An 18,964-nucleotide genomic window follows, 5' to 3' on the forward strand; every position below is an offset into this window, starting at 1 on the left:
CTCTCTGTCTTTTTACTTTTTATACCAATACATTATCTATTTTCCCTAAAAGGTGTTTTCCTGCTTCCGTCATTCTCTTAAAATGCTCTGGTTCTTTAAGCCCAGTAATTTCTGCAACATAGAGATTCAACGACTGCAACGGCTCTGTTCCCTCCGCTCTATTCGCAATATTTTCCGAAAAGAATAGAACACCAAGAATCATCCTTTTAATTTGAGAATCGGAATACTCCTTTGATGTCTCAGGGTTGTCATTCTTGTCTGCCAGCTTTTCCGCCTCCTTGTAGGATAAATATCTCAACCTATCTGATACAGTATCAGAAAATTCTTTGGCGGCTTTCGATTGCAAAAAATGTTTTTGTCTCTTTAACATGCAGATACAAGTTAATGCAAATGCGTAGGCCAATGCTGGCTGCTGCCAGCTGTCAATAATCATTTTATTAATGTTATTGTGTTTTTCATTTCCTGTATCGGCCAACCCTGCCATAGATATAAGCTTAGCCTGAAACTCTAACGATATGCGATCTGCTATTTCTAGTAGCTCCAAGACAGTAATGGTTTTTGTAGTAAATTTTCTTATATTTTCCTTCTCAAAGCCTTCTAATACCCAATACACTGCTGTTATCAGGATAAAAGTCAAAACAAACCCAAGCGCGCTGAGGAGTGGGAATAACACAAAGCCTTCTCCTTCAGTGACCCTATATTCATTGACAAATAAATAAATATACGTCGAGATAGCAACTAATACCGAAACTAAAAGCCTAAGCCTTTTCATACCTTCTGATACTTTGATCCTTAATCTCATTATTGCTCCTTCAGGGTAAAACAGCTTTATCAGAGGTATGGCCGGCCGACTTCATGACCGATTCGCTCCACCATGGTTTGCTTTACCGGTGTTCAATGTCATCGATGGCATCAACCAGGGGTATTGGCCGTTGAGATTGATGCCTCGTTGAGAGCTTTGTATTTAACATCTTCATTGTATAACCAATCAGCGATGGCTTTTGATATTTGTAAACCTGCGAGATTTTCCACCCAATCATAAATGCCATCTGGATTTAACTCTAGTAGCCAGTAATCTCCTTTTTTATCTAAGATCAAGTCAAATGCACCGTAATTTAGCCCCACTTCTTTAACAAGAGAAATGAGTCCATTTGATAAAAAATTTGGTAAAGTATGAGCATAATGGGGCGTATTCGCCAAATCATATCGACGCCAATCAACCTTCGTTGATTCGCTTTTTTGTGAGTGAATTTCACAGCTAAAACATTGGTTGCCAACAACTGTGGAACGAATTTCTAGTTTTTTATCTATATACTTTTGAAAATATGACAAAACCACTGACATCTCATCATACATATTGAAGTCATCTTCGCTTAGAAGATTTGTATAAATAGCTTTTTCATGCCATTTAATGTGCCCGTACAAAGCCTTATACGCGATATCTCTACCGTGGTGTTTTCTGAATTCTGAAAGATAACTGGGTGAGTTTGTAATTGATGTAGGCGGGGTTTTAATGCCAAACTTATTGGCTATTTGATACTGCTTTATCTTATTGTTAGCAAATATAGAGTTGCTGGGGTTGTTCATTATTGAACAACTTAAACCATGGAGAAGGTTTTCAAAGCTGGCCTTTGAATTATTGTCAGCCCAAGATCTTTTGTAGTCATCAGATACTTTATCGGATAGAAATTGATAATATGGTACCCTGCAATATACAGCACCTATGTCAGATAAGTTCAGGACTTTCCCTTCTGGACTTTTGATACTACCACTAGTTTTTGTATCGGCATACGAGAAGGATATCTCTCCACCATTAGATATAAAGTCTTTATCTAGTACTAGAAAGTGGCATTTGTGCTCCTCTAGATTTTGGCAGATGTTTTTTACTTGATTACCGCCATCATCAATTAAAAGTACAGGCATAATTAAAGTTTAGTCACGGTCCTCAATGGTGTTAGGGGGAGAGTATTGTGTGGTACCTACCATTTCTTCTATATTTTCCATACCGCAATGAGGTTCCCAACTCCAGTTCTCAGGATCAGTATGTTTTGTAGTATGTTTTAGTTCCAGAAAATGGATCCCGAAAGGGCTGACTTCTTGATCGCGTTGCTGCATGTTATTTAGCTCCTACTAATATTGTTCTCTAAGGGTAATATTTTCCGTTCATAGCTCGGAGGGTGACTCTAAATATACCCTTCAAAGCCGATTCTATCTCAATTCTTCCTGCCTTGCTGTAAGATTGTCAGTACGCTGCATAGACCCAGCTAGAAGCGCTTGCCACACATCCCTCAAGACGTCCCAAACTGAACTCTATGCCAGACATCATCAATAATGGGTTGGCAGACGTAGAAGACGTACGAGAGATATTCAGTAATATCGCTTTATCTATATGTTTTAAAATGCAAAGTGCTTTTCATACCCTACAATCTGGCCGCAAAAGCGTCATCGCGCCATATTGTCCGAGAGATATTGCGTACTCGATCAAAATGTCATTTTGAGAACTCCAATGAGCAACTCTCCTTGACCAAAATGATCTAGTGCTGCCACACTCAAGGTATTTCCCTGACTCCATGTTGCCATGCAGAACTTGCTCTGTTGCTGAGTCACGAGCCAGTTCCTCTGTAGATCGAATGGACCGAAAGGGTGTTTTTCCCCAGCTGCCCCCAGACCAAGACCAGCCGTAACCCCCATCCTTCCAATAAATCAGAGTGCTGTCACCAGCAAGAACTTGCTGACACCTTATCGCTGCACTGATAATTGATGAACCAAACCCTTGTGAGACGCTTAAGATCTCCTCAGCTCCCCAGTTTTTTACGCGGACACGGGTTTCCACCTCAGCGGTAGGCATCAAAAAATGAGAAGCGAAGATGTCTGCTTCATATTCATATTGTATATCTGACTGAAACCCCGCACTACTCTGATGAAGCAGGGTGCCCTGCAGGATGCCTTGGCGGTGAAGCGGGAGAGAAAAGTGGCCAAGTTCATGGCCTGCGGTAAAGCGTCGCCGGCCAGATGTTCGTGCATGATCAGTGTTGATGAACACTTCAAAAGATCCCCGCTTATAGCGGAGTAGCCCATCGAAGGGATCTGGGAAGTCGCGTTGAACAAAGCTCACACCTAGGTCCTTGAATGCCGCGAAGGGGTCGCCTCCAAGGTACCTACCTCGATGGATATCCGCCATCGCTTCCGCCATATCGATGATTTGTTCAGTCTCCATCACGATCAGGCTTGTCTGAGTTTTCCTGCGTAGACTCATCCATGATTCTAAGGGATTCCTCTGAGAGTCCGGCGCCAGTACGAGCTGCCATGGCCATATTGCTGTCAGGATAAGTTTTTGGATTGGGTTTGAGTAACGGTGTACCGCTCTCCTGGGCTCGGCGGGCACGCTCAAGGATCTGACTGAGGTCTGGGATGGTACAGTTGCCGGAAGTACTTAGCTCAGCCGAATTTGTCGCCTCATAGATCGCCACTTCCTCAGGTGTTTCTGGCATCACCAGTCCTTCTTTCACGCCGATCTCTCGCAGTGCATCATTAACATCTGCTGAACTAATAGATTCGGTGTTACTACGCTTTCCATTTTGCTTCTTCATCATTTCCCCTCCTGGGCAAACGCCTTTTTCGCACACTCGATGGCTCGCATCCTGTAAACGCGAACGGTGCTTGGGTTGACGTCATAATGTTCGCATATGAGGGCGGCCTCACCGGTCCGTCCTCGTTTTGTGGAGGTAACAGAATCTTTCAGGTCCATGGTTGCCAGGATGGCCTGGCGCATATTCTCTGGATAGCGTCCCAGACACTTCTCGACAATGGCCAGCAGTCTGGCCTTTTCTTCAGGTGTGCGTAGCAGAATGCGATCGCGATCTTCCGTATCAGTGTCCATAACTGTCTCAACATGGGCCTGGTAGGCTGCACTGTCTCTCGCCATCTCTTCGATCAAGGCAGACCATCTACGTCTGCAGAGTTTGGCCACCCAGGCGAAAAATTGCCTGTGTACAACCTCTGAGTCATCAGATTGACACGCAAATTTCTCTAATTCTGTCAGCACCTTTTCGATTCCGATATCGAGGAGTATGCCATCCTCCGTTTCGCTTAGCTTCCGAGAGGAAAGCCACTTCGTCGCTAAGCTACTGATATACAGATGTATTTCGAAGTAGAGTGCCTTAACAGCGTTTCCGGGAAACTCTTCTGGATCTGTTTGGGCCTCTTCGATCAGGTTAATCCAATCGACCGGGGGCTTCTTGTCTTTCATTTCCATCTGCACCTACCTGTACCTCCATTTATATAAAGCGAAAGCGTTACAAAATGCCTCCACCCCGGATTTGTAACGCTTTCTCTTATTTATAGTGTAACCATAAATTTTGGAGAAAATCGATGCCAAACCATCATGACTGTAAACCTAAAAATTTCACTTTTACCGTTGATAAACAGAAGTTTCAGGTTGATGAACCGATCATAACCGGTCATCAGATCCTTGAGCTCTCTGGTCACACCCCGATTATCAGGTTCCTCCTGGTGCAATCGGGCCAGGGCCAGCCGCGTGAGATCCTCCCGGAGGATACCGTGGATCTCAGCTGCCCTGGGGTGGAGCGCTTTCGGGCCCTGCCGCGGGAGTGCAAGGAGGGCTTCTCCGGACGCAGAGAGTTCCGTCTGCCGGCTGACGACGAGGCCTTTTTGGATAGCCTCGAGCTTCAGTGGGAGACGGTGACGGCTAACAATGTGATGCGCCTGGTCATCTACGATTACCCGGTACCGTCGGGCTATAACCACGAGACGGCGGACATCAATTTGCGTATTGAGCGGTCCTACCCAGACACACAGATCGACATGGTCTACGTCTACCCGGACCTGAGCTTGAACTCTGGCCGCAGTATCAGGGCACTTGCAAACGACACGTTCGACGGTAAGAGCTGGCAGCGCTGGTCTCGCCATCGTCAGCCTGGCTCGGCATGGCAGCCCGGTATCGACAATGTCGAAAGCCATCTGGCCCTCGTCAACGACTGGTTCAACAAGGAGGTCCGCGATGGCGGTTGACCCAGTCAGTGGACTGCGGATTCGCGAGAAGGATCTTGCGAATCTGAGAGCCGCATTGTTCCCCGGTGACAACAAGGAAGCGGTGGCCTTCGCGCTGTGCGGTGTGTCCGAAGGACCTTTCGGTAAACAGCTGTTAGTGCGGGAGGTGATTCCTCTGCCATCCTCGGCCTACCGGAATCGCTCAGGGGTTGAGGTCACCTGGAACACGGTAGACTTGCTGCCTCTGCTCCATCGTGTTGAGCAGGAGAGATTGTCCCTGCTCAAGTGCCACTCCCACCCAGGTGGTGTGGCGGAATTCTCGTCACTGGACGATGAGAGTGATCGCAATCTGTTGCCCCACTGCTACGACTGGAATTCTCAAGGGCTGCATGGCAGCCTGGTACTGACCGAGTCGCATGCGACAGGACGGCTCGTAGATGAAACGGGGCAAGTTCAGCCTCTGGAGAGCATCCGTGTGGTTGGATCTCAACTGAATTCGTTGATCGTTTCACCGACAACTCCGGTCGATGAAGCGCAGCGGCGTCTGGTGCAGGCCTTCGGCGAGGGCACCTATAGCGAGCTCGCCGGTCTGCGAGTAGGCGTGGTGGGTGCCTCCGGTACTGGGAGTCTGGTCATTGAGGCACTTGTGCGGACCGGCGTGCGCCACATCGTAATTATCGATCCTGAAACAGTTGAAGATGTGAATCTCAATAGGATTATCCACTCAACCCACGAAGACATAACCGCCTGCCGGCTGAAGACGGCTGTGGCAGCAGACGCCATGCGCTCGATCGGATTCGACATCGAGGTGACCGAGATCGTGGGTACTTTGCACGAACCGGGTGTGATCAGGGCCCTTGCTGGTTGTGATGTGGTGATGGGGTGTGTGGATAATCGCGAAGCTCGACAGCTCCTGTGTCGTATCGCGGCGTTCTACCTGTTGCCCTATATCGATACCGGGGTGGCCATCCATGCCGATGAGGATACCGGTGACATCCTGTCAGTGAATACTGGGGTCCACTATTTTGAACCCGGGCAGTCGTTCATTTCGCGGGAAGTCTTTAGCGCGGAAGCATTGCGTGAAGAGGTGATGGCCACCACTGATCCGGACCACCATGCGGAGCAGGTACGGGCTGGCTATGTGTCTGGCGTAAACGTGGAGAAGCCGGCTGTTATGCCGCTCAACATGATCGCTGCAGGGCTGGCGGTTACTGAGCTGCTGACGCGGATCCACGGCTATCGGGATGGAGACGACAAAGGTCTGAACGCAGAGACGTTTTTCTCTGTTGACCTGGGATTTGCTAGACACAGCACCGATACAGGTGTGTGCCCAGCACTCGCACCACACATTGGTCGGGGAGACTGTGTGCCTCTGCTTGGGCTGCCGGCACTGACGGAGAAGGAGGAGGCAGCATGAGGCTGTTGCGATTTTTCCATCGTGCCTGGTACCGTTGGTGGTATCGGAATCTTACCATTACCAAAGTAGAGGAAGTGCCGGAGCGTCCAGCCCCTGGGGTCAGCTATCTTGTCGAAGAGGGCGGCGTCTCCTGGGCAGTCGCCTTCAAGTGCCCCTGTGGGTGCGGTGAGTCGATCTCTCTCAATTTGATCGGACAGCATCCACGGTGGTCTGCTCAGGTTGATGCCTCGGAGAAAATGACTGTTCACCCTTCAATATGGCGTACGAGTGGTTGTAAGAGTCATTTCTGGATCAGGCAAGGGCGTATTCACTGGGTCCGATAAACATACATTTAGAGGACATGGTTTCTCAAAAGGTTATTTTGCAACTGATGTCTTGATGGTGAATGTTGCTTCTGGATCTTGCTCCAGCTCTCGAACGAGATCACCCACCAATTCTCCAAGAAATGTCGAATCTGTCTGCGTGCTTTCACCACTGCGGTGCATCTCTTATTACACGGGCGGCCTTTGAAAGTGGTGAGTCAGTTATTGGGGCATCGCTCGGTGGACAGTACGGAGATCTATACCAACGTGCTTACCGTGGATGCGGCACATTTTCTGGACGGGGTGGATTTCATTAATAAATATTTTTTTTGATTTTCGTAAAATAATGTCTAAACTCATTTCCTAAGCAGGATGTGGTAGAACAATCAAGACTGGCCTATTCATAAGCCGGGATAACAAATACCAGACAAAAAAGGGAGAGACCCATGCGGATACGGGTCAGGCATGAGGCCTTCTTACAGGGCCGGGCACCAATCGACACTATGACAATCTTGGATCGTGGATTGTCGTCTTCTTACGTTAAACGCAACCTTCAATACACCCGATACAAGGTGACCGCCACTCGTGGCATTGCCAGTTGTATGATAGGCGCTACACAGAACGGTAAGCAAATCACTATTCCTGATGTTTCCGCTTTTGTAAAGGCCGAAGTCGAATCCAAAACTGTTGATGATGGTAATCTTATGTATCTCATCGACACTGATAGCTTGGCAAGTGTAACGAGTGCTAGCAATTTGATGGTTACGCTCGAACAGGGGCGTCGCTGATGCCTCGACCGGTTTCAATGACCACCCTAGTGTACCCGCCCCCTTGCGTCTGCCTGAAAGGGTTGCATTGCTTGCGCCCGCCTCTGACTTCACACGTGACTATCATAGTGACGGTACTGGTCGCCATGGAAAGCATTTTATGAAGTCGGTACTTTTCATCTTGCAGCACCTAACTGCTACGCGTGATTATGAGGGGCGTTGACATGATATTCGAGAAGAGGGAACGAATTGTCGCCATCCTTATGAGTTTGTTTTCAACAGCTACTTGGGCTACCAGCGAAAACCAGATCAGGGATGCGCTTCTCGATCCGCAGCAGTTTAGTGATCGGGAACTGGGGCTGATGGACTTGAACCAGGATGGCATATTGGATATGAGTGATGCGGAAACAGCGGCAAAATTTCCTTCCGTTTCGTTTGCATTTAAATCCAGTGCAGTGAACGAGGTAAGTGGTCAGCATAAAGTCCACCTGTCTCTTGATCGTCCCGTCAGCAATCTTCTGGTCAGATATGCGATTGGTGGGAGTGCTTCGGCAACGGCCGACTTCTCAGATAAGGACCAGGGAAAGATCACGGTCAGCGGCAACGCGGCAACAATCACATTGGGCGTTGTTTCGGACAAGGTTTTTGAAGGTAATGAATCACTTCAGATTTCTTTGCTGCCTTCGGTGGATTATTTCTTGGGTGAGCACAAATCCCACAATGTGACCTTGTTGGAAAATGAGGCCGAAACCAGCGCAGATTACCTGTTCACGTTGACGCGGCACCTACCAAACGGTGCGGGTTATACGGAAAGCTTTCTCGGGTTTGCGAATAAGAAGGTTGGCATCAACTTCACTTTTTCCGGGGGGGATGTGGTAGCCGCCTATATAGACGAGTCCAGGTCCGTTGGCGTTCGCGACAACGATACGACAAGCACCATTATTCCCGCAAAAGGCGTTGCCTACTCGAACAAGACGCTGGTGTTGACTTTTGATTTCAAGGTGATCGCCAGTGCACTTTCCACTGCTGTAAGTCTCAAGCAGTATCTCTACGACCCGGATCTCAATGACAACCTCCCGGTTTATTCGGCAGAGCCTGAGCCTTTGCTAGACCGGAAGCTCATCGTGACGATCGAGAACTTCGACGCTTCATTGGACAAACTCAAGTACGACCGAAAACTAACAGGAACTTATCGCATCGAGACGACCGGACTGCTAAGCAATTACGGTGGTAACGCCCCCCATGGAGGGGTAACCGGGATACTTCAACCAATGGGCGCTAGCCGCTAGTTTTCTTGGAGAAGGCAATGAAATGGACTGGCCCACAGGTTTTTCTCGCTTTTCTTCTGACAGTGACTGGGGCTGCAAGCACTGTTGCAGCAAACCAGTTGGTGTCCTGTACTACGGGAGTAGCTTCAATCTCGGTGGCGGCTTGTGCCGATACTTATTTCGTGACGCAGCCGTTAAATGCTCAGTTGAATGCCGATCTCTATCTCAAGGATGGTCAACTGGGCGGTACTGCTGCTCCCCTGGCGTATTTTCCGCATGCGTCACTGCGGCTGACAGAACTAGGATTGGATGTCCTTAAAGGTAATGGGAGTTACGATCGCCCACAGGCTAATTCCGCATTGGATTTCCGCAGGGTGCTTTATGCCGGCAGCGGTGCAGATGCGCTCAAAGCCTATTACACGGATGCAATCAGGGAGTTCACTAACGATATTGGTAAGCTACTGAATGCAGAAGAGTATTTTCGCCAGGCCCTGAAGGTCAACCCGTACTGGGAGCAGGCCTTGGATGGATTGATGGAGACCTACTACGCGCGTGCCGAAGGCTTTATGTTGATCGGAAACGACTTTCTGGCGCGTGCTTACCGGCACAAATTCGAACGCAAATCGAACGAAAGCAGGTCTACCACCGAGCTGGAAATTCAGGATATCCATAATGCCCTGCAGGCCTATGAAACGGGCTTCAGGGAGTTTATGAAACTCTTCAATCCCACTTACATAGGCGTTGACGATCTTCCCAGACCGTTTCTGCAGATCAATGCCGAAGATTTGCTATTCAGCAAACGCTTTCCCCGACAGGGTAGCTCCGATCTCGTCTCATATGCAGCTCTACGTGGTCAGGAAACAGAAATCGGTGTAACGACCGAACTCTACGATCCGCATGGGCAAGTGGTCTCTCCTGTGCAGGGCTCACCGAGCTTGGCGTTTGAGGAGAGTCAGAGTAAGCAGATCGTTGCCATCCAGGCACCGGTGGTGTTTACCTTGCCCAAATATGAGGGCACGCCTTCGTTCGAACCTGGAACTTCCTTTGTGCTTCGTTTCGAAATGGATGTCGAAAACGGACATTCGGTAAAGGACCTGGAGCTGTTGATCGAGTTTGACCATGAAACTCTGATACCACCGTCGGCCTTCAGTGACTTCAGTTTCAGAAACTCCCATTTGAGTCCGATGCCGGGGACGGAAGTATTCTATGGTCCCAGCAGTATCTATGATGGAAAACAGTTGTTCGCCAACCAGATGTTGTTGAAGTTTTCCATCGCGACCCCGGCTACTGGTAGTGGTATTCGGGTCGTGTCCGTTCCGTTCACCATTCGCGCGGACGCTCCGCAGTTTACCGAGGTCAACGTCTATGTCGCCGGGTCCGGAGGGCAGCTGGTCTCTGGTTTCAAGGATATTGCGCTGCTTTACCGAATAGCTGCGGCATATGGTGATGCTTTGGGTGAAAAAGTTCGCCGTATGTACGATATCGCTTCGCCACAACAGGCCATAAAGGCACTCGAAGACGCGATCTATCGCATCAACCAGTGGTTCGAACTGACTCAAAGCATGCTCGAAAAGGCTTCGAGCCAGGCCGAAATAGCAAACAATGACAGGCTTCAGAATGCTATCGCCTCGGTCAGTTCCGAGCTGAATGAACTCGGTGCACTGCGGGAGTTTATAAGGCCAGGTGCCAATGCCTTTGGTTATCCTGACGATTATGTTCCGTTTTTCAACAATGATTCGAGCGACACGATTAGTGCGTTGCGTAACTTGATCGTGGGACCCGGATCGTTCACGCCGGGCAGTGCAACCGGCTTTTTCGGCACCGCACGAGACGCCGAAACGTCATCAATCCGGAGCTACGGCCAGTTGCAGGACACCAAGGACAGGATTCGCAACGAGCTATTTACAATTAACGAACAGGCGGAAAGCCGGCTATTGCAGATCTGTGGGCGTATCGACGAAACCACCTTGGATCCCAGTATGGATTCCAGCGATCCCATCGACGTGGATATGCGGGCCTCGGGGAAGAATATCGCCTCTGAATTCGGTCAGCATGTGTTGTTGTTCCAGCGCGCACAATCGGCACTGGAGCAGGCCAATGCGGATATGGATCGCTTATTGGCTGATATCGAACTGGAAAAACGTTTCCTGGCCGATGCGCTACAGCTGCATGCCCAAAAAGTACAGGTGATGAACGAATACAGCGTGCTGCAACAAAATCTTGACCGTGAAATCGGCAAGATCAATGCAAAGCAGGCAAGGTTGAGAGCTGTTACGCAAGCAGCTCAAACCATGGCTGCCGGGACGAATGGTTTTAGCGCTATTACAGGCGGCACTCACGCTGCCACGGTGGGTGCCGCCATTGCGCTGGCAAATGGCATGGAACAGGCCCGGTATGAAGAGAGAAAAGGTGAGCTGCAGACAGAAAAAACACGTTATGCCGCCGAAGAGCGCATCAAGCTGACAAAATTCGACACCAAGATATTCGAGTTGCAGCAAGTCAAGACCATTGAACAACTCGCCAACCAACTGGTGCTCAAGGCGCTATCTGCCGAAATGGCGGAACTAGATCTGCAGGTGGCGTTGGGCCGGATGAACCAGCTGATGGTGGAGCGCGACGAGTTGTTGGCCCGGCGTGGCAGAGCCATCACCAACCTGGGTGAAATGTCGTTTGCCGATCCTTCTTTCCGTCTGATCCAGTTTTCTGTTATGAAGGATGCCGAAGACCAGGTTGAATTTCTCAAGAGGTGGCTGTATCTACTGACCCGCACGGTTTATTACGAATGGGCCCTGGCCGACGATGCGAAGCTACGAGTAGCTGGCCTACCCGATATCTCCATCAACGACATAAAGCGGCTACAGGTTATCGGTGCAGTCAACGAGGGTAGTGGTGTGTCAGCATTGGAAGATAGCCTGACCGTGTCAGATTATCTACAAACCCTGTTGGCCTTCCACGATTCCGGGCCGTTGCGTTACAGCAAAAGCCCGGTCACCATTAACCGTACCAACTCCAGTAACACCGCCCGCTATTCCCTGCGTGAGGATTTTTTGCGGATCGTACGTGAAGAAAACACGCTGGAAGAAAATCAGAGGGTTTGGAAAGAGTTCTCAGCGTGGTTGGCAGACCCTGCAAGACGGGATGCAGATGGCAACCTGGTGATTGAGTTCGACACCATGGGCCACCTGGAAAACCACAATCTGCCGGTCGATACCAACCACAATAGTTGGACTCACTATGCCTTGCGATCGTACTCAACGATTCCGTTATGGAACCATAAAATCACACAAGTCGGGGTGTCGCTCCAACCCAGAGGTTTGGCGTTTGTCAGTGGGGTATTGAACGTGACCGGTTCGCTGCAGTATGGCGGTGTGGGTTATTTGAAGCAGGATAGCGATAACTGCAGCGATTTTCGTGCCTACCAGATGCGCCAGTGGAGGGATAAAGGAAACGGGCGCCTGGAGCCTATCGACTTCCGTACTGTCCCCCTGTCCATCCCTGATAGTTTATCTTTCGAGCTTAACGAGGCCGCCTATCTGGTCAACAACCTGAAGGAACGGCCGGTAGCGGCTTCGAGTTGGCGCCTGGTGATACCTGCTTCAAAAGCTAACAAGATTGTACTGAGTAACATCCAGGACATTTTTATCTACATCAATTCGGAAGCGTATCAACGACAAAGTAACTCCACCCAGACCTGCCTGTAATATTTCCTACTACACCCTGTCACTGGGGAGGACAGGGAGGCTGGGGCTGGAGTGTTGAACAACTCCCAAAGGATGAACGAGAATGAGCCTCTTCTTGCAGCACCGCAACAGCATGTCGTTAGGATTTCGCGTTTTGGTTGTCTGCTTCGCGCAGCTCCTGTCGCTGCCAGTATTTGCCGGGGGCGGGGTCGACAAATCAGGCGTCAAGCCACAGGTATTGAAACTGCCCACCGGCCCTGGTTCCATCGACGGACTGGGAGAGTCGTTTGAAGCGCAGATCAATTCCGGCACAGCATCTTACAGAGTTCCCTTGGAAGTCCCTCCTGGGAGAGCCGGCTTTCAACCAAATATCACCCTGAATTACAACGGTGGCAACGGGAACAGCACGCTCGGTATCGGTTGGACCCTTTCCCTGCCATCGATACAGCGTCGCACGGACAAAGGCCTGCCGGTTTATGCCGATAAACTGGATATTTTCGTTGCCGGTGGCGAGGAACTGATCGAGGTTTCTCCTGACATATACCGGGTTGAGAACGAGGGCGTTTTTCAGCGTTTTCTGCGACAGGGTGATAACTGGCTGGTACAGCATCGTGACGGAAGCACCACCTACTACGATGCTTCCTCTGCAGGGGCGGTAAGTGACGGTGACCACATATTCCGCTGGTATCCGAGTCGGCGAGTCGACGTAAATGGCAATGAAATTCTCTACCGCTATAACGAGTCAAATGGCTTTGGAAATGGTCAGGCTCCTACAGATGGTAGCGCCTACCTGACATCGATAACCTATAACGAAAACGAACTCAAAACCCACCGGGCTAAGGTTACCCTGCATTACCAGCAGCGCTCTTCCTACGACAGTCTTTTCAGCTACCGCTCACGCTATCCGATCCAGTTGACTCAGCGAGTCGGAGAAATCCGAACATGGGTATCGGGTCAGCCAGTAAAAGTCTACAAGCTGATTTATGACCCGAAAAGTGTCTTGTCGCGGTTGGGTGCTGTCGAGGTCTACGGGCGGGATCTCTCGCAGGGGCCGCTGCCTTCCATCCTGAGATTTGAATACAGCGAATTCGCGTTGAATTCCATGATCATACCGATGGACCAGGGGATTAATCCAGGTGTGGGGCTTTTCTCGCCAGATGTCGATTTAGTTGACATGAATGGAGATGCCCTCCCGGACTTGTTGCACACCGGAGATGTACATCGGGCATACTTAAATGACGATGGTAAGACCTGGCGTCATTCTTATGATGTGCCTGGTGGATTCAGCACCATTAAGTTGCAGCAGTCCAACACCATGCTGATGGACATGGATGCTGATGGCTATTCTGACCTGTTTCAACATTCTCAACAAGACGCCGGTAGCAGTATCTATCGCTATTTCAGGGGAGGGCACACAACAGGGGGCTGGGAACTGTTGCCGATAGTAATGGCCAACAGCCCTACGTTTACCTTTTCAGCGATAACCCGGCCGGTGGATCTAGACAATGATGGCCGCACCGATGTGCTGTTCAAACCCGACTTATCTACTGCGATTGGTTGTATTTTTAACAAGCAGGGTCAAGCATTTTCCGGGGTTTTGTCTGTTGACTCCCCCACCACCTTTAATCTGGGCGAGGAGACTACAGGCACGGTCCGACTGGCTGACATGAACGGTGATGGCCTGCAGGATTTCGTTGTGCTGAAAGCCGGAGGGGAGCTTTGGTACTTTCCAGGGCGCGGTGTCACGATGAATGCGGACACCCCGAGGTCCTACCAGGGCTGGGATCCGACCCCAAGAAACTGGCCTGTCGATATTGCCAATGGCGAAGGCTATTGGATGAACGATGCGCCAGACAGCCTCGACGATGATGATTTTGCAGATGCAGTTAAATATCGCGCGTTGCGCCTGCTGGACATCAACGGCGACGGACTTAGCGACCTGGTTTATGTAGCCAACAACCGGCTCAAGGCCTGGTTGAATCTTGGAGGGCACGGCTTTTCACCGAACGCCTACACTGTTACTCAGAACATTCCCGGTCTGAATGCCGAAACCCACATTCGCAATGCCGATATGAATGGGAACGGGACCACGGATATCGTATGGAACCGCCAACAGGCGTTCAGCGAACTGGGAGAATCCGCGACTTGGGTCTACCTTGATTTAACCGCAGGTGTGCGCCCAAACCTAATTACCAGGATACATAATGGCACAGGGCAGATTACCACCGTTACCTATAAGAGCGCAGTAGAAGACCTGGTTGCGGATCGTAAGGCCAATCGCAACTGGAAGTACAAGGTTCCATTCCCGGTCAACGTTATCGATCGGATTGATGTATTTGACGGCATTGGTGCCACCTACAGCCAGCGATTTATGTATCACGACGGCTATTTCGATCCGACTGAAAAGGAGTTTCGCGGCTTTGCCGAGGTAGAGAAGATAGAGTTGGGCGATGCCAGCTCCCCCACCCTGGTGTCTCGGTTTCAATACGATACCGGTGCTACCACAGAGGCCTTGAAGGGAAAGCCCCTGCAGATGCAGGCGGAAGATGATGGTGGCAAGGCGTTCTTCCGCGAAAGTTATACTTGGCAGTCAAAAGAACTGTTCTACGATGCCAACACCAAGAGGGCCGTTACGTATGCTTCTCAGACCCAAAAGCAACGCGTTGTTCTCGAGCAGGGTGGCGGGAACCCGGTCCGCCTGCAATGGGATTATCTGTACGATGATTTTGGCAATCAGGTAAAAGTTACCGAATATGGACGGCTGGATGCAGGATGGGATGACGAGCGCATTACCGTATTCCGCTATAGTGCTGATTGCCCGAAAGGCCAGGCGTTATGGATTCTCGACCGGCTGATAGAGCAACGGGTAACCGACGAATCAGGGAAGCAGGCCTCCCACAAGGAAAACTATTACGACAAGGAAACCACGCTGTGTGAACTTTCCAAGGGAAACCTGACTCGGCAAAAGAACTGGGTCGCTGGGTCGGAATACATCGATACCGTGCGCAACGACTACGACAACCATGGCAACATTGTCGCAGTCTATGACCCGCTATTTGGTAAGCAGCCGGGTCACTACCGAGAGATCGAATACGATGATTACTACTCGGTATTTCCGGTAGTTGAAAAGATATATACCGGTAAACGCAGGTTGCAGATATCAGTGGGGTACGACTTCCCACTGGGAAAGGTGTCGAGTTCGACAGATTTCAATGGCCATGTGACCGACTACCGATACGATACCTTTGGGCGTTTGAGCACGATCGTTAAGCCTGGAGATAGTCTACAGAATCCGACAGAGGAATTTGACTATACCCTCAACCACCAGTTGCCCTCAGGTCAGGTGATTAATTGGGTGGAGACCCGCAAGCGGGAAGTCTCCGGACAAAACGGCACCCTGGATGCACGGACCTTCTACGATGGCCTGGGGCGTACCATCATGACCCGATCCGAGGGCGAGACCACAGATCAGATCGTGGTCAGCGATACGGTGGAGTTCAATGCCCGTAAGCAGCCCTGGAAAAAATATTTGCCATATTTCGAGACGGGTACCCTGGATTTCGTCGACCCCACGTACAACACCGGCTTTATCAAACACCAGTACGACGCACTTGGACGCATGACCAGGATGACCCAGCCTGACGGTAGCTACTCGGCTATCGAATATGCACCCCTGGCCAGGACTGTGCGAGATGAAGAGCAGACGAATCCCAACTCGAAACACCGAGGTGCGGCCATGAGTTACGTCGAGGATGGCCTGCAGGACAACTACGGCAAAGGCCGCCTACGTGAGGTGTTCGAGGTTGTCAAACTCACCGACCTAGGCGAGGCTTCTGCCAAACCAGTCGCGTGGAAAACGACCTACCGCTACAACCTGTTGGACAATTTCACCGGCTATACCGATTCCCAGAACAACCAGAAACTCATCGAATACGATGGATTGGGCCGCAAGACCTTCATGAACGATCCCGATCGGGGGCATATGCATTATCGATACGATGAGGCGGGCAATCTTGAGCGTACCATTGATGCCAAGCTGCAGACCATTCGCTACCAGTACGATGGGGTTAACCGTCTGGAAAAAGAATTCTACAGCGCAGGTTTACCGACCCCCGACGTGGTGTATCACTATGATGCGCCCAAAGGACCATTGGGTCGTGGTAATTACTGGGGCCAGGCGAGCCGCATCGCGCGCGTTATTCTCGATAGCAGCTCCACTAAACTGCCCCACGATCTCAACGCAGATGGCATTGATGACGTGGCCGATGTGGTGACCGTAGCCAAGACGGATCAGGCCGATAACGTCACCGCGAATAACACGCTAGGTAAGCTCGCTTGGGTGGAAGACCAGTCCGGGCAAGAGCACTTGAGCTATGACAATCGCGGTAGGGTCGAGTGGAAAATCAAGCGCATAAACGACCGTCAGAGTATCACCCATGCCTTCTACAGCGCCAATCGCTACGACGCCATGGATCGCGTTACTCGGTACACCTACCCGGATGGCAGTTACGTGAACTACCAGTACAACAACCGGGGGTTACTGGAATCTGTGCCAGGTGTGATTGACCGCTGCGACTACAACGAGGCTGGCCAGAATGTCCTGCTGGCCTTGTCCAATGGCGTGACCACGTTTTACTCCTACGATGGTCGCTTGCGTTTGCAGCGACTGCAAAGCAAGCGGGGTAGCGACATTTTGATACTACAGGATCTCAACTACAAATACGACAATGTTTCGAACATCACAACAATTACCGATGAGCGGGATGCAGCAACACTAAATGCTATAGGTGATGAACTTGGCATAGAGAATCTGGAGGCGCAGAAGTTCAATGCCACACAGGCGTTTGAATATGACGATCTGTATCGGTTGACCAAATCTGCAAATGGTTCGATCTATGGACATATCGAATATCGGTACGATCGTATTGGTAATTTAGTTCGTGTGGACGCGGCCAACCTTCTAGTTCCGAAACCTGCTCTCAATTTGGGAGAGGTCAGTAACGGTGGCGTAGCTGGAGCATGGAATCGTAATGGGCGAGATGTTAGTGATCCTCCTGGCCCACACGCACTGACTGGTGCCGAAAATAATTCATTTGGGGGTGGGGTATTCTCTTACGATTCGAACGGTAATATGATCAATTATGGTGGAATTAATTTAGATTGGGATTACTTAGACCGCCTTATTACTGTAAATAATTTTAACAGTAAAGCTGAATATCGTTATGACTATTTAGGCAAGCGAAAGCTAAAAACATTAGTAAATCTTGATGACATCGGAAAAGTAGTTGTTTATGTAGATAGGTATAGTGAAATTAGAAATGGACGTTTGCATAAGTATGTATATAGCGGGAGTAAGCGCGTTGCGGAAAAAAGAGGTCTTCGTCCAAATGGAAGAACGTGGTTGTATGCATATTATCTTCATGACCACCTCGGATCTGCTAATTTATTGTTATCAGCTGGTGGTGTAATTGAGGAATATTTTGAAAGCTACTCATATGGTCACATGAGAAAAGAGGTAGTAAATAGTAGTGGCGATTCTGATACAAGGTACAAATATACCGGAAAAGAATACGATGAAGAAAGTGGTTATATGTATTTTGGAGATCGGTACTATTCATCGAATATTGGAGCATTTATTAGCGTCGATAAAGCATATACGAGTGACTTGGTGGGTGATGAAGGTGGATATGGATACCTAGTTAACCCACAAATTTTGTCGACTTACCGATATGCAGTGAATAACCCGACTTTAAATGTCGACAATGATGGAAGAAGTGCAGCGGTAGCTGGAGCGGTAGTTGGAGCGATAGTAGGTGGTACTGCAGGTACTTTGGTAAGTGGTGCTAGCGAATTACTTACACAGCAGGGCTCTACCGATTGGAGCGCCGTGAGGGCCGCTGCTTATAAAGGTGCTGTTGGTGGTGCTGTGGCTGGTGGAATTACGGCGGCTGCCGTTGGGGCTGCTTTAACCTTAGGTGGTTCGTTGGCATTGGATGCTGCTGTTATTGGCACAGTTGCCGGTGGTGCAGGGGGATTTTCAGGCAAATTATTTGAGAATCTGCGCGACAATTTGAAGAGCGATAAGGCACTCTTTCAGGGTATAGCATCTGGCACTTTGTCAGCTACTTTGGGTGGGGCCGCTGGAGGAGCAATTGCTGGTCCGGTAGGTCAACGAATTTCAACGGGACTTGCAAATCGTTTTGGAAAGAATTCATTTAAGCAGCTCAAGTCAATTTTGCCAAATTACGGCCAGATAGGTTTTTTTGAGAAGGTTGTGGGCGCACCAAAAGTTGGGCCTGCTTTCACAGGTGCTGGTGCAGTAGGTGGTACTGCGGCAGGAGAAGCTACAGAAAGAGGCCTAAAAAGAGCTAGCGAACGGTTAGCTTCACCCTGATTATTGTGGCAGCTGCAGTGCATGAAACATACGAAAGATATGTTAGATGATAGATTTAACTGGCAATCATGAATAATATATATTGCTCCTAATATCGCAGAAGTATAAATATTATTTTCTACAGAA

The 18,964-nt window shown here is 49.7% G+C and carries 12 protein-coding genes; 6 read left to right on the forward strand and 6 right to left on the reverse strand.

The window, feature by feature from the left end; all coding sequences use genetic code 11:
• Positions 1–19: 19 nt before the first annotated feature.
• The 5 genes from AC4IFB_RS07955 to AC4IFB_RS07975 all read right to left on the reverse strand — a co-directional run bounded on the left by AC4IFB_RS07955 (position 20) and on the right by AC4IFB_RS07975 (position 4,249).
• Positions 20–802 carry a hypothetical protein gene (locus tag AC4IFB_RS07955; RefSeq protein WP_490779868.1) on the reverse strand — a complete coding sequence of 261 codons (783 nt, stop codon included), beginning with the start codon at positions 800–802 and terminating at the stop codon, positions 20–22.
• Positions 803–912: 110 nt separating this feature from the next.
• Positions 913–1,923, reverse strand: coding sequence for an MvdC/MvdD family ATP grasp protein (locus tag AC4IFB_RS07960; RefSeq protein WP_490779869.1), 1,011 nt, complete (start codon positions 1,921–1,923; stop codon positions 913–915).
• A 490-nt stretch (positions 1,924–2,413) separates the two neighbouring features.
• Complete coding sequence (locus AC4IFB_RS07965) at positions 2,414–3,256, reverse strand: ImmA/IrrE family metallo-endopeptidase (RefSeq protein ID WP_490779870.1); 843 nt, start codon at positions 3,254–3,256, stop codon at positions 2,414–2,416.
• The gene (locus AC4IFB_RS07970; RefSeq protein ID WP_490779871.1) at positions 3,207–3,593 is read right to left on the reverse strand and encodes a hypothetical protein; all 387 of its coding nucleotides are present in this window, start codon (positions 3,591–3,593) and stop codon (positions 3,207–3,209) included. Before AC4IFB_RS07970 ends, AC4IFB_RS07965 begins: the two co-directional genes overlap by 50 nt.
• Positions 3,590–4,249: a hypothetical protein gene (locus AC4IFB_RS07975; RefSeq protein WP_490779872.1), complete on the reverse strand. Its 660-nt coding sequence runs from the start codon at positions 4,247–4,249 to the stop codon at positions 3,590–3,592. The genes AC4IFB_RS07970 and AC4IFB_RS07975 overlap by 4 nt, the downstream gene beginning before the upstream one ends.
• A 122-nt stretch (positions 4,250–4,371) precedes the next feature.
• Here AC4IFB_RS07975 and AC4IFB_RS07980 point away from each other — a divergent pair, with 122 nt between their 5' ends.
• From AC4IFB_RS07980 to AC4IFB_RS07990, 3 genes are all read left to right on the forward strand, one after another.
• Positions 4,372–5,031: a multiubiquitin domain-containing protein gene (locus AC4IFB_RS07980; protein WP_490779873.1), complete on the forward strand. Its 660-nt coding sequence runs from the start codon at positions 4,372–4,374 to the stop codon at positions 5,029–5,031.
• Between the two features lie 103 nt (positions 5,032–5,134).
• On the forward strand, positions 5,135–6,427 hold the full coding sequence (locus AC4IFB_RS07985; RefSeq protein ID WP_490779874.1) for a ThiF family adenylyltransferase: 1,293 nt from the start codon (positions 5,135–5,137) through the stop codon (positions 6,425–6,427).
• Positions 6,424–6,750, forward strand: a complete 327-nt coding sequence (locus AC4IFB_RS07990; protein WP_490779875.1) for a ubiquitination-like system serine protease family protein — start codon at positions 6,424–6,426, stop codon at positions 6,748–6,750. The genes AC4IFB_RS07985 and AC4IFB_RS07990 overlap by 4 nt, the downstream gene beginning before the upstream one ends.
• A gap of 455 nt (positions 6,751–7,205) precedes the next feature.
• Here the strand turns inward: AC4IFB_RS07990 and AC4IFB_RS07995 are convergent, their stop codons facing one another.
• Complete coding sequence (locus tag AC4IFB_RS07995; protein WP_490779876.1) at positions 7,206–7,610, reverse strand: hypothetical protein; 405 nt, start codon at positions 7,608–7,610, stop codon at positions 7,206–7,208.
• Between the two features lie 110 nt (positions 7,611–7,720).
• Here AC4IFB_RS07995 and AC4IFB_RS08000 point away from each other — a divergent pair, with 110 nt between their 5' ends.
• From AC4IFB_RS08000 to AC4IFB_RS08010, 3 genes are all read left to right on the forward strand, one after another.
• Entirely contained in the window at positions 7,721–8,785 is a 1,065-nt protein-coding gene (locus tag AC4IFB_RS08000; RefSeq protein ID WP_490779877.1) for a hypothetical protein, read from the forward strand.
• Positions 8,786–8,802: 17 nt separating this feature from the next.
• Complete coding sequence (locus tag AC4IFB_RS08005; protein ID WP_490779878.1) at positions 8,803–12,465, forward strand: hypothetical protein; 3,663 nt, start codon at positions 8,803–8,805, stop codon at positions 12,463–12,465.
• A gap of 82 nt (positions 12,466–12,547) precedes the next feature.
• On the forward strand, positions 12,548–18,838 hold the full coding sequence (locus AC4IFB_RS08010) for a SpvB/TcaC N-terminal domain-containing protein (RefSeq protein ID WP_490779879.1): 6,291 nt from the start codon (positions 12,548–12,550) through the stop codon (positions 18,836–18,838).
• Positions 18,839–18,964 lie beyond the last annotated feature (126 nt).

The sequence above is a fragment of the Candidatus Thiodiazotropha sp. AKIB8 genome, assembly GCF_058244675.1.

Excerpts from the sequence above, each read along its gene's own strand:
- AC4IFB_RS07955 (WP_490779868.1), bottom strand. The coding sequence starts at position 802 with ATGAGATTAAGGATCAAAGTATCAGAAGGTATGAAAAGGCTTAGGCTT.
- AC4IFB_RS07960 (WP_490779869.1), bottom strand. The coding sequence starts at position 1,923 with ATGCCTGTACTTTTAATTGATGATGGCGGTAATCAAGTAAAAAACATC.
- AC4IFB_RS07965 (WP_490779870.1), bottom strand. The coding sequence starts at position 3,256 with ATGAGTCTACGCAGGAAAACTCAGACAAGCCTGATCGTGATGGAGACT.
- AC4IFB_RS07970 (WP_490779871.1), bottom strand. The coding sequence starts at position 3,593 with ATGATGAAGAAGCAAAATGGAAAGCGTAGTAACACCGAATCTATTAGT.
- AC4IFB_RS07975 (WP_490779872.1), bottom strand. The coding sequence starts at position 4,249 with ATGAAAGACAAGAAGCCCCCGGTCGATTGGATTAACCTGATCGAAGAG.
- AC4IFB_RS07980 (WP_490779873.1), top strand. The coding sequence starts at position 4,372 with ATGCCAAACCATCATGACTGTAAACCTAAAAATTTCACTTTTACCGTT.
- AC4IFB_RS07990 (WP_490779875.1), top strand. The coding sequence starts at position 6,424 with ATGAGGCTGTTGCGATTTTTCCATCGTGCCTGGTACCGTTGGTGGTAT.
- AC4IFB_RS08000 (WP_490779877.1), top strand. The coding sequence starts at position 7,721 with ATGATATTCGAGAAGAGGGAACGAATTGTCGCCATCCTTATGAGTTTG.
- AC4IFB_RS08005 (WP_490779878.1), top strand. The coding sequence starts at position 8,803 with ATGAAATGGACTGGCCCACAGGTTTTTCTCGCTTTTCTTCTGACAGTG.
- AC4IFB_RS08010 (WP_490779879.1), top strand. The coding sequence starts at position 12,548 with ATGAGCCTCTTCTTGCAGCACCGCAACAGCATGTCGTTAGGATTTCGC.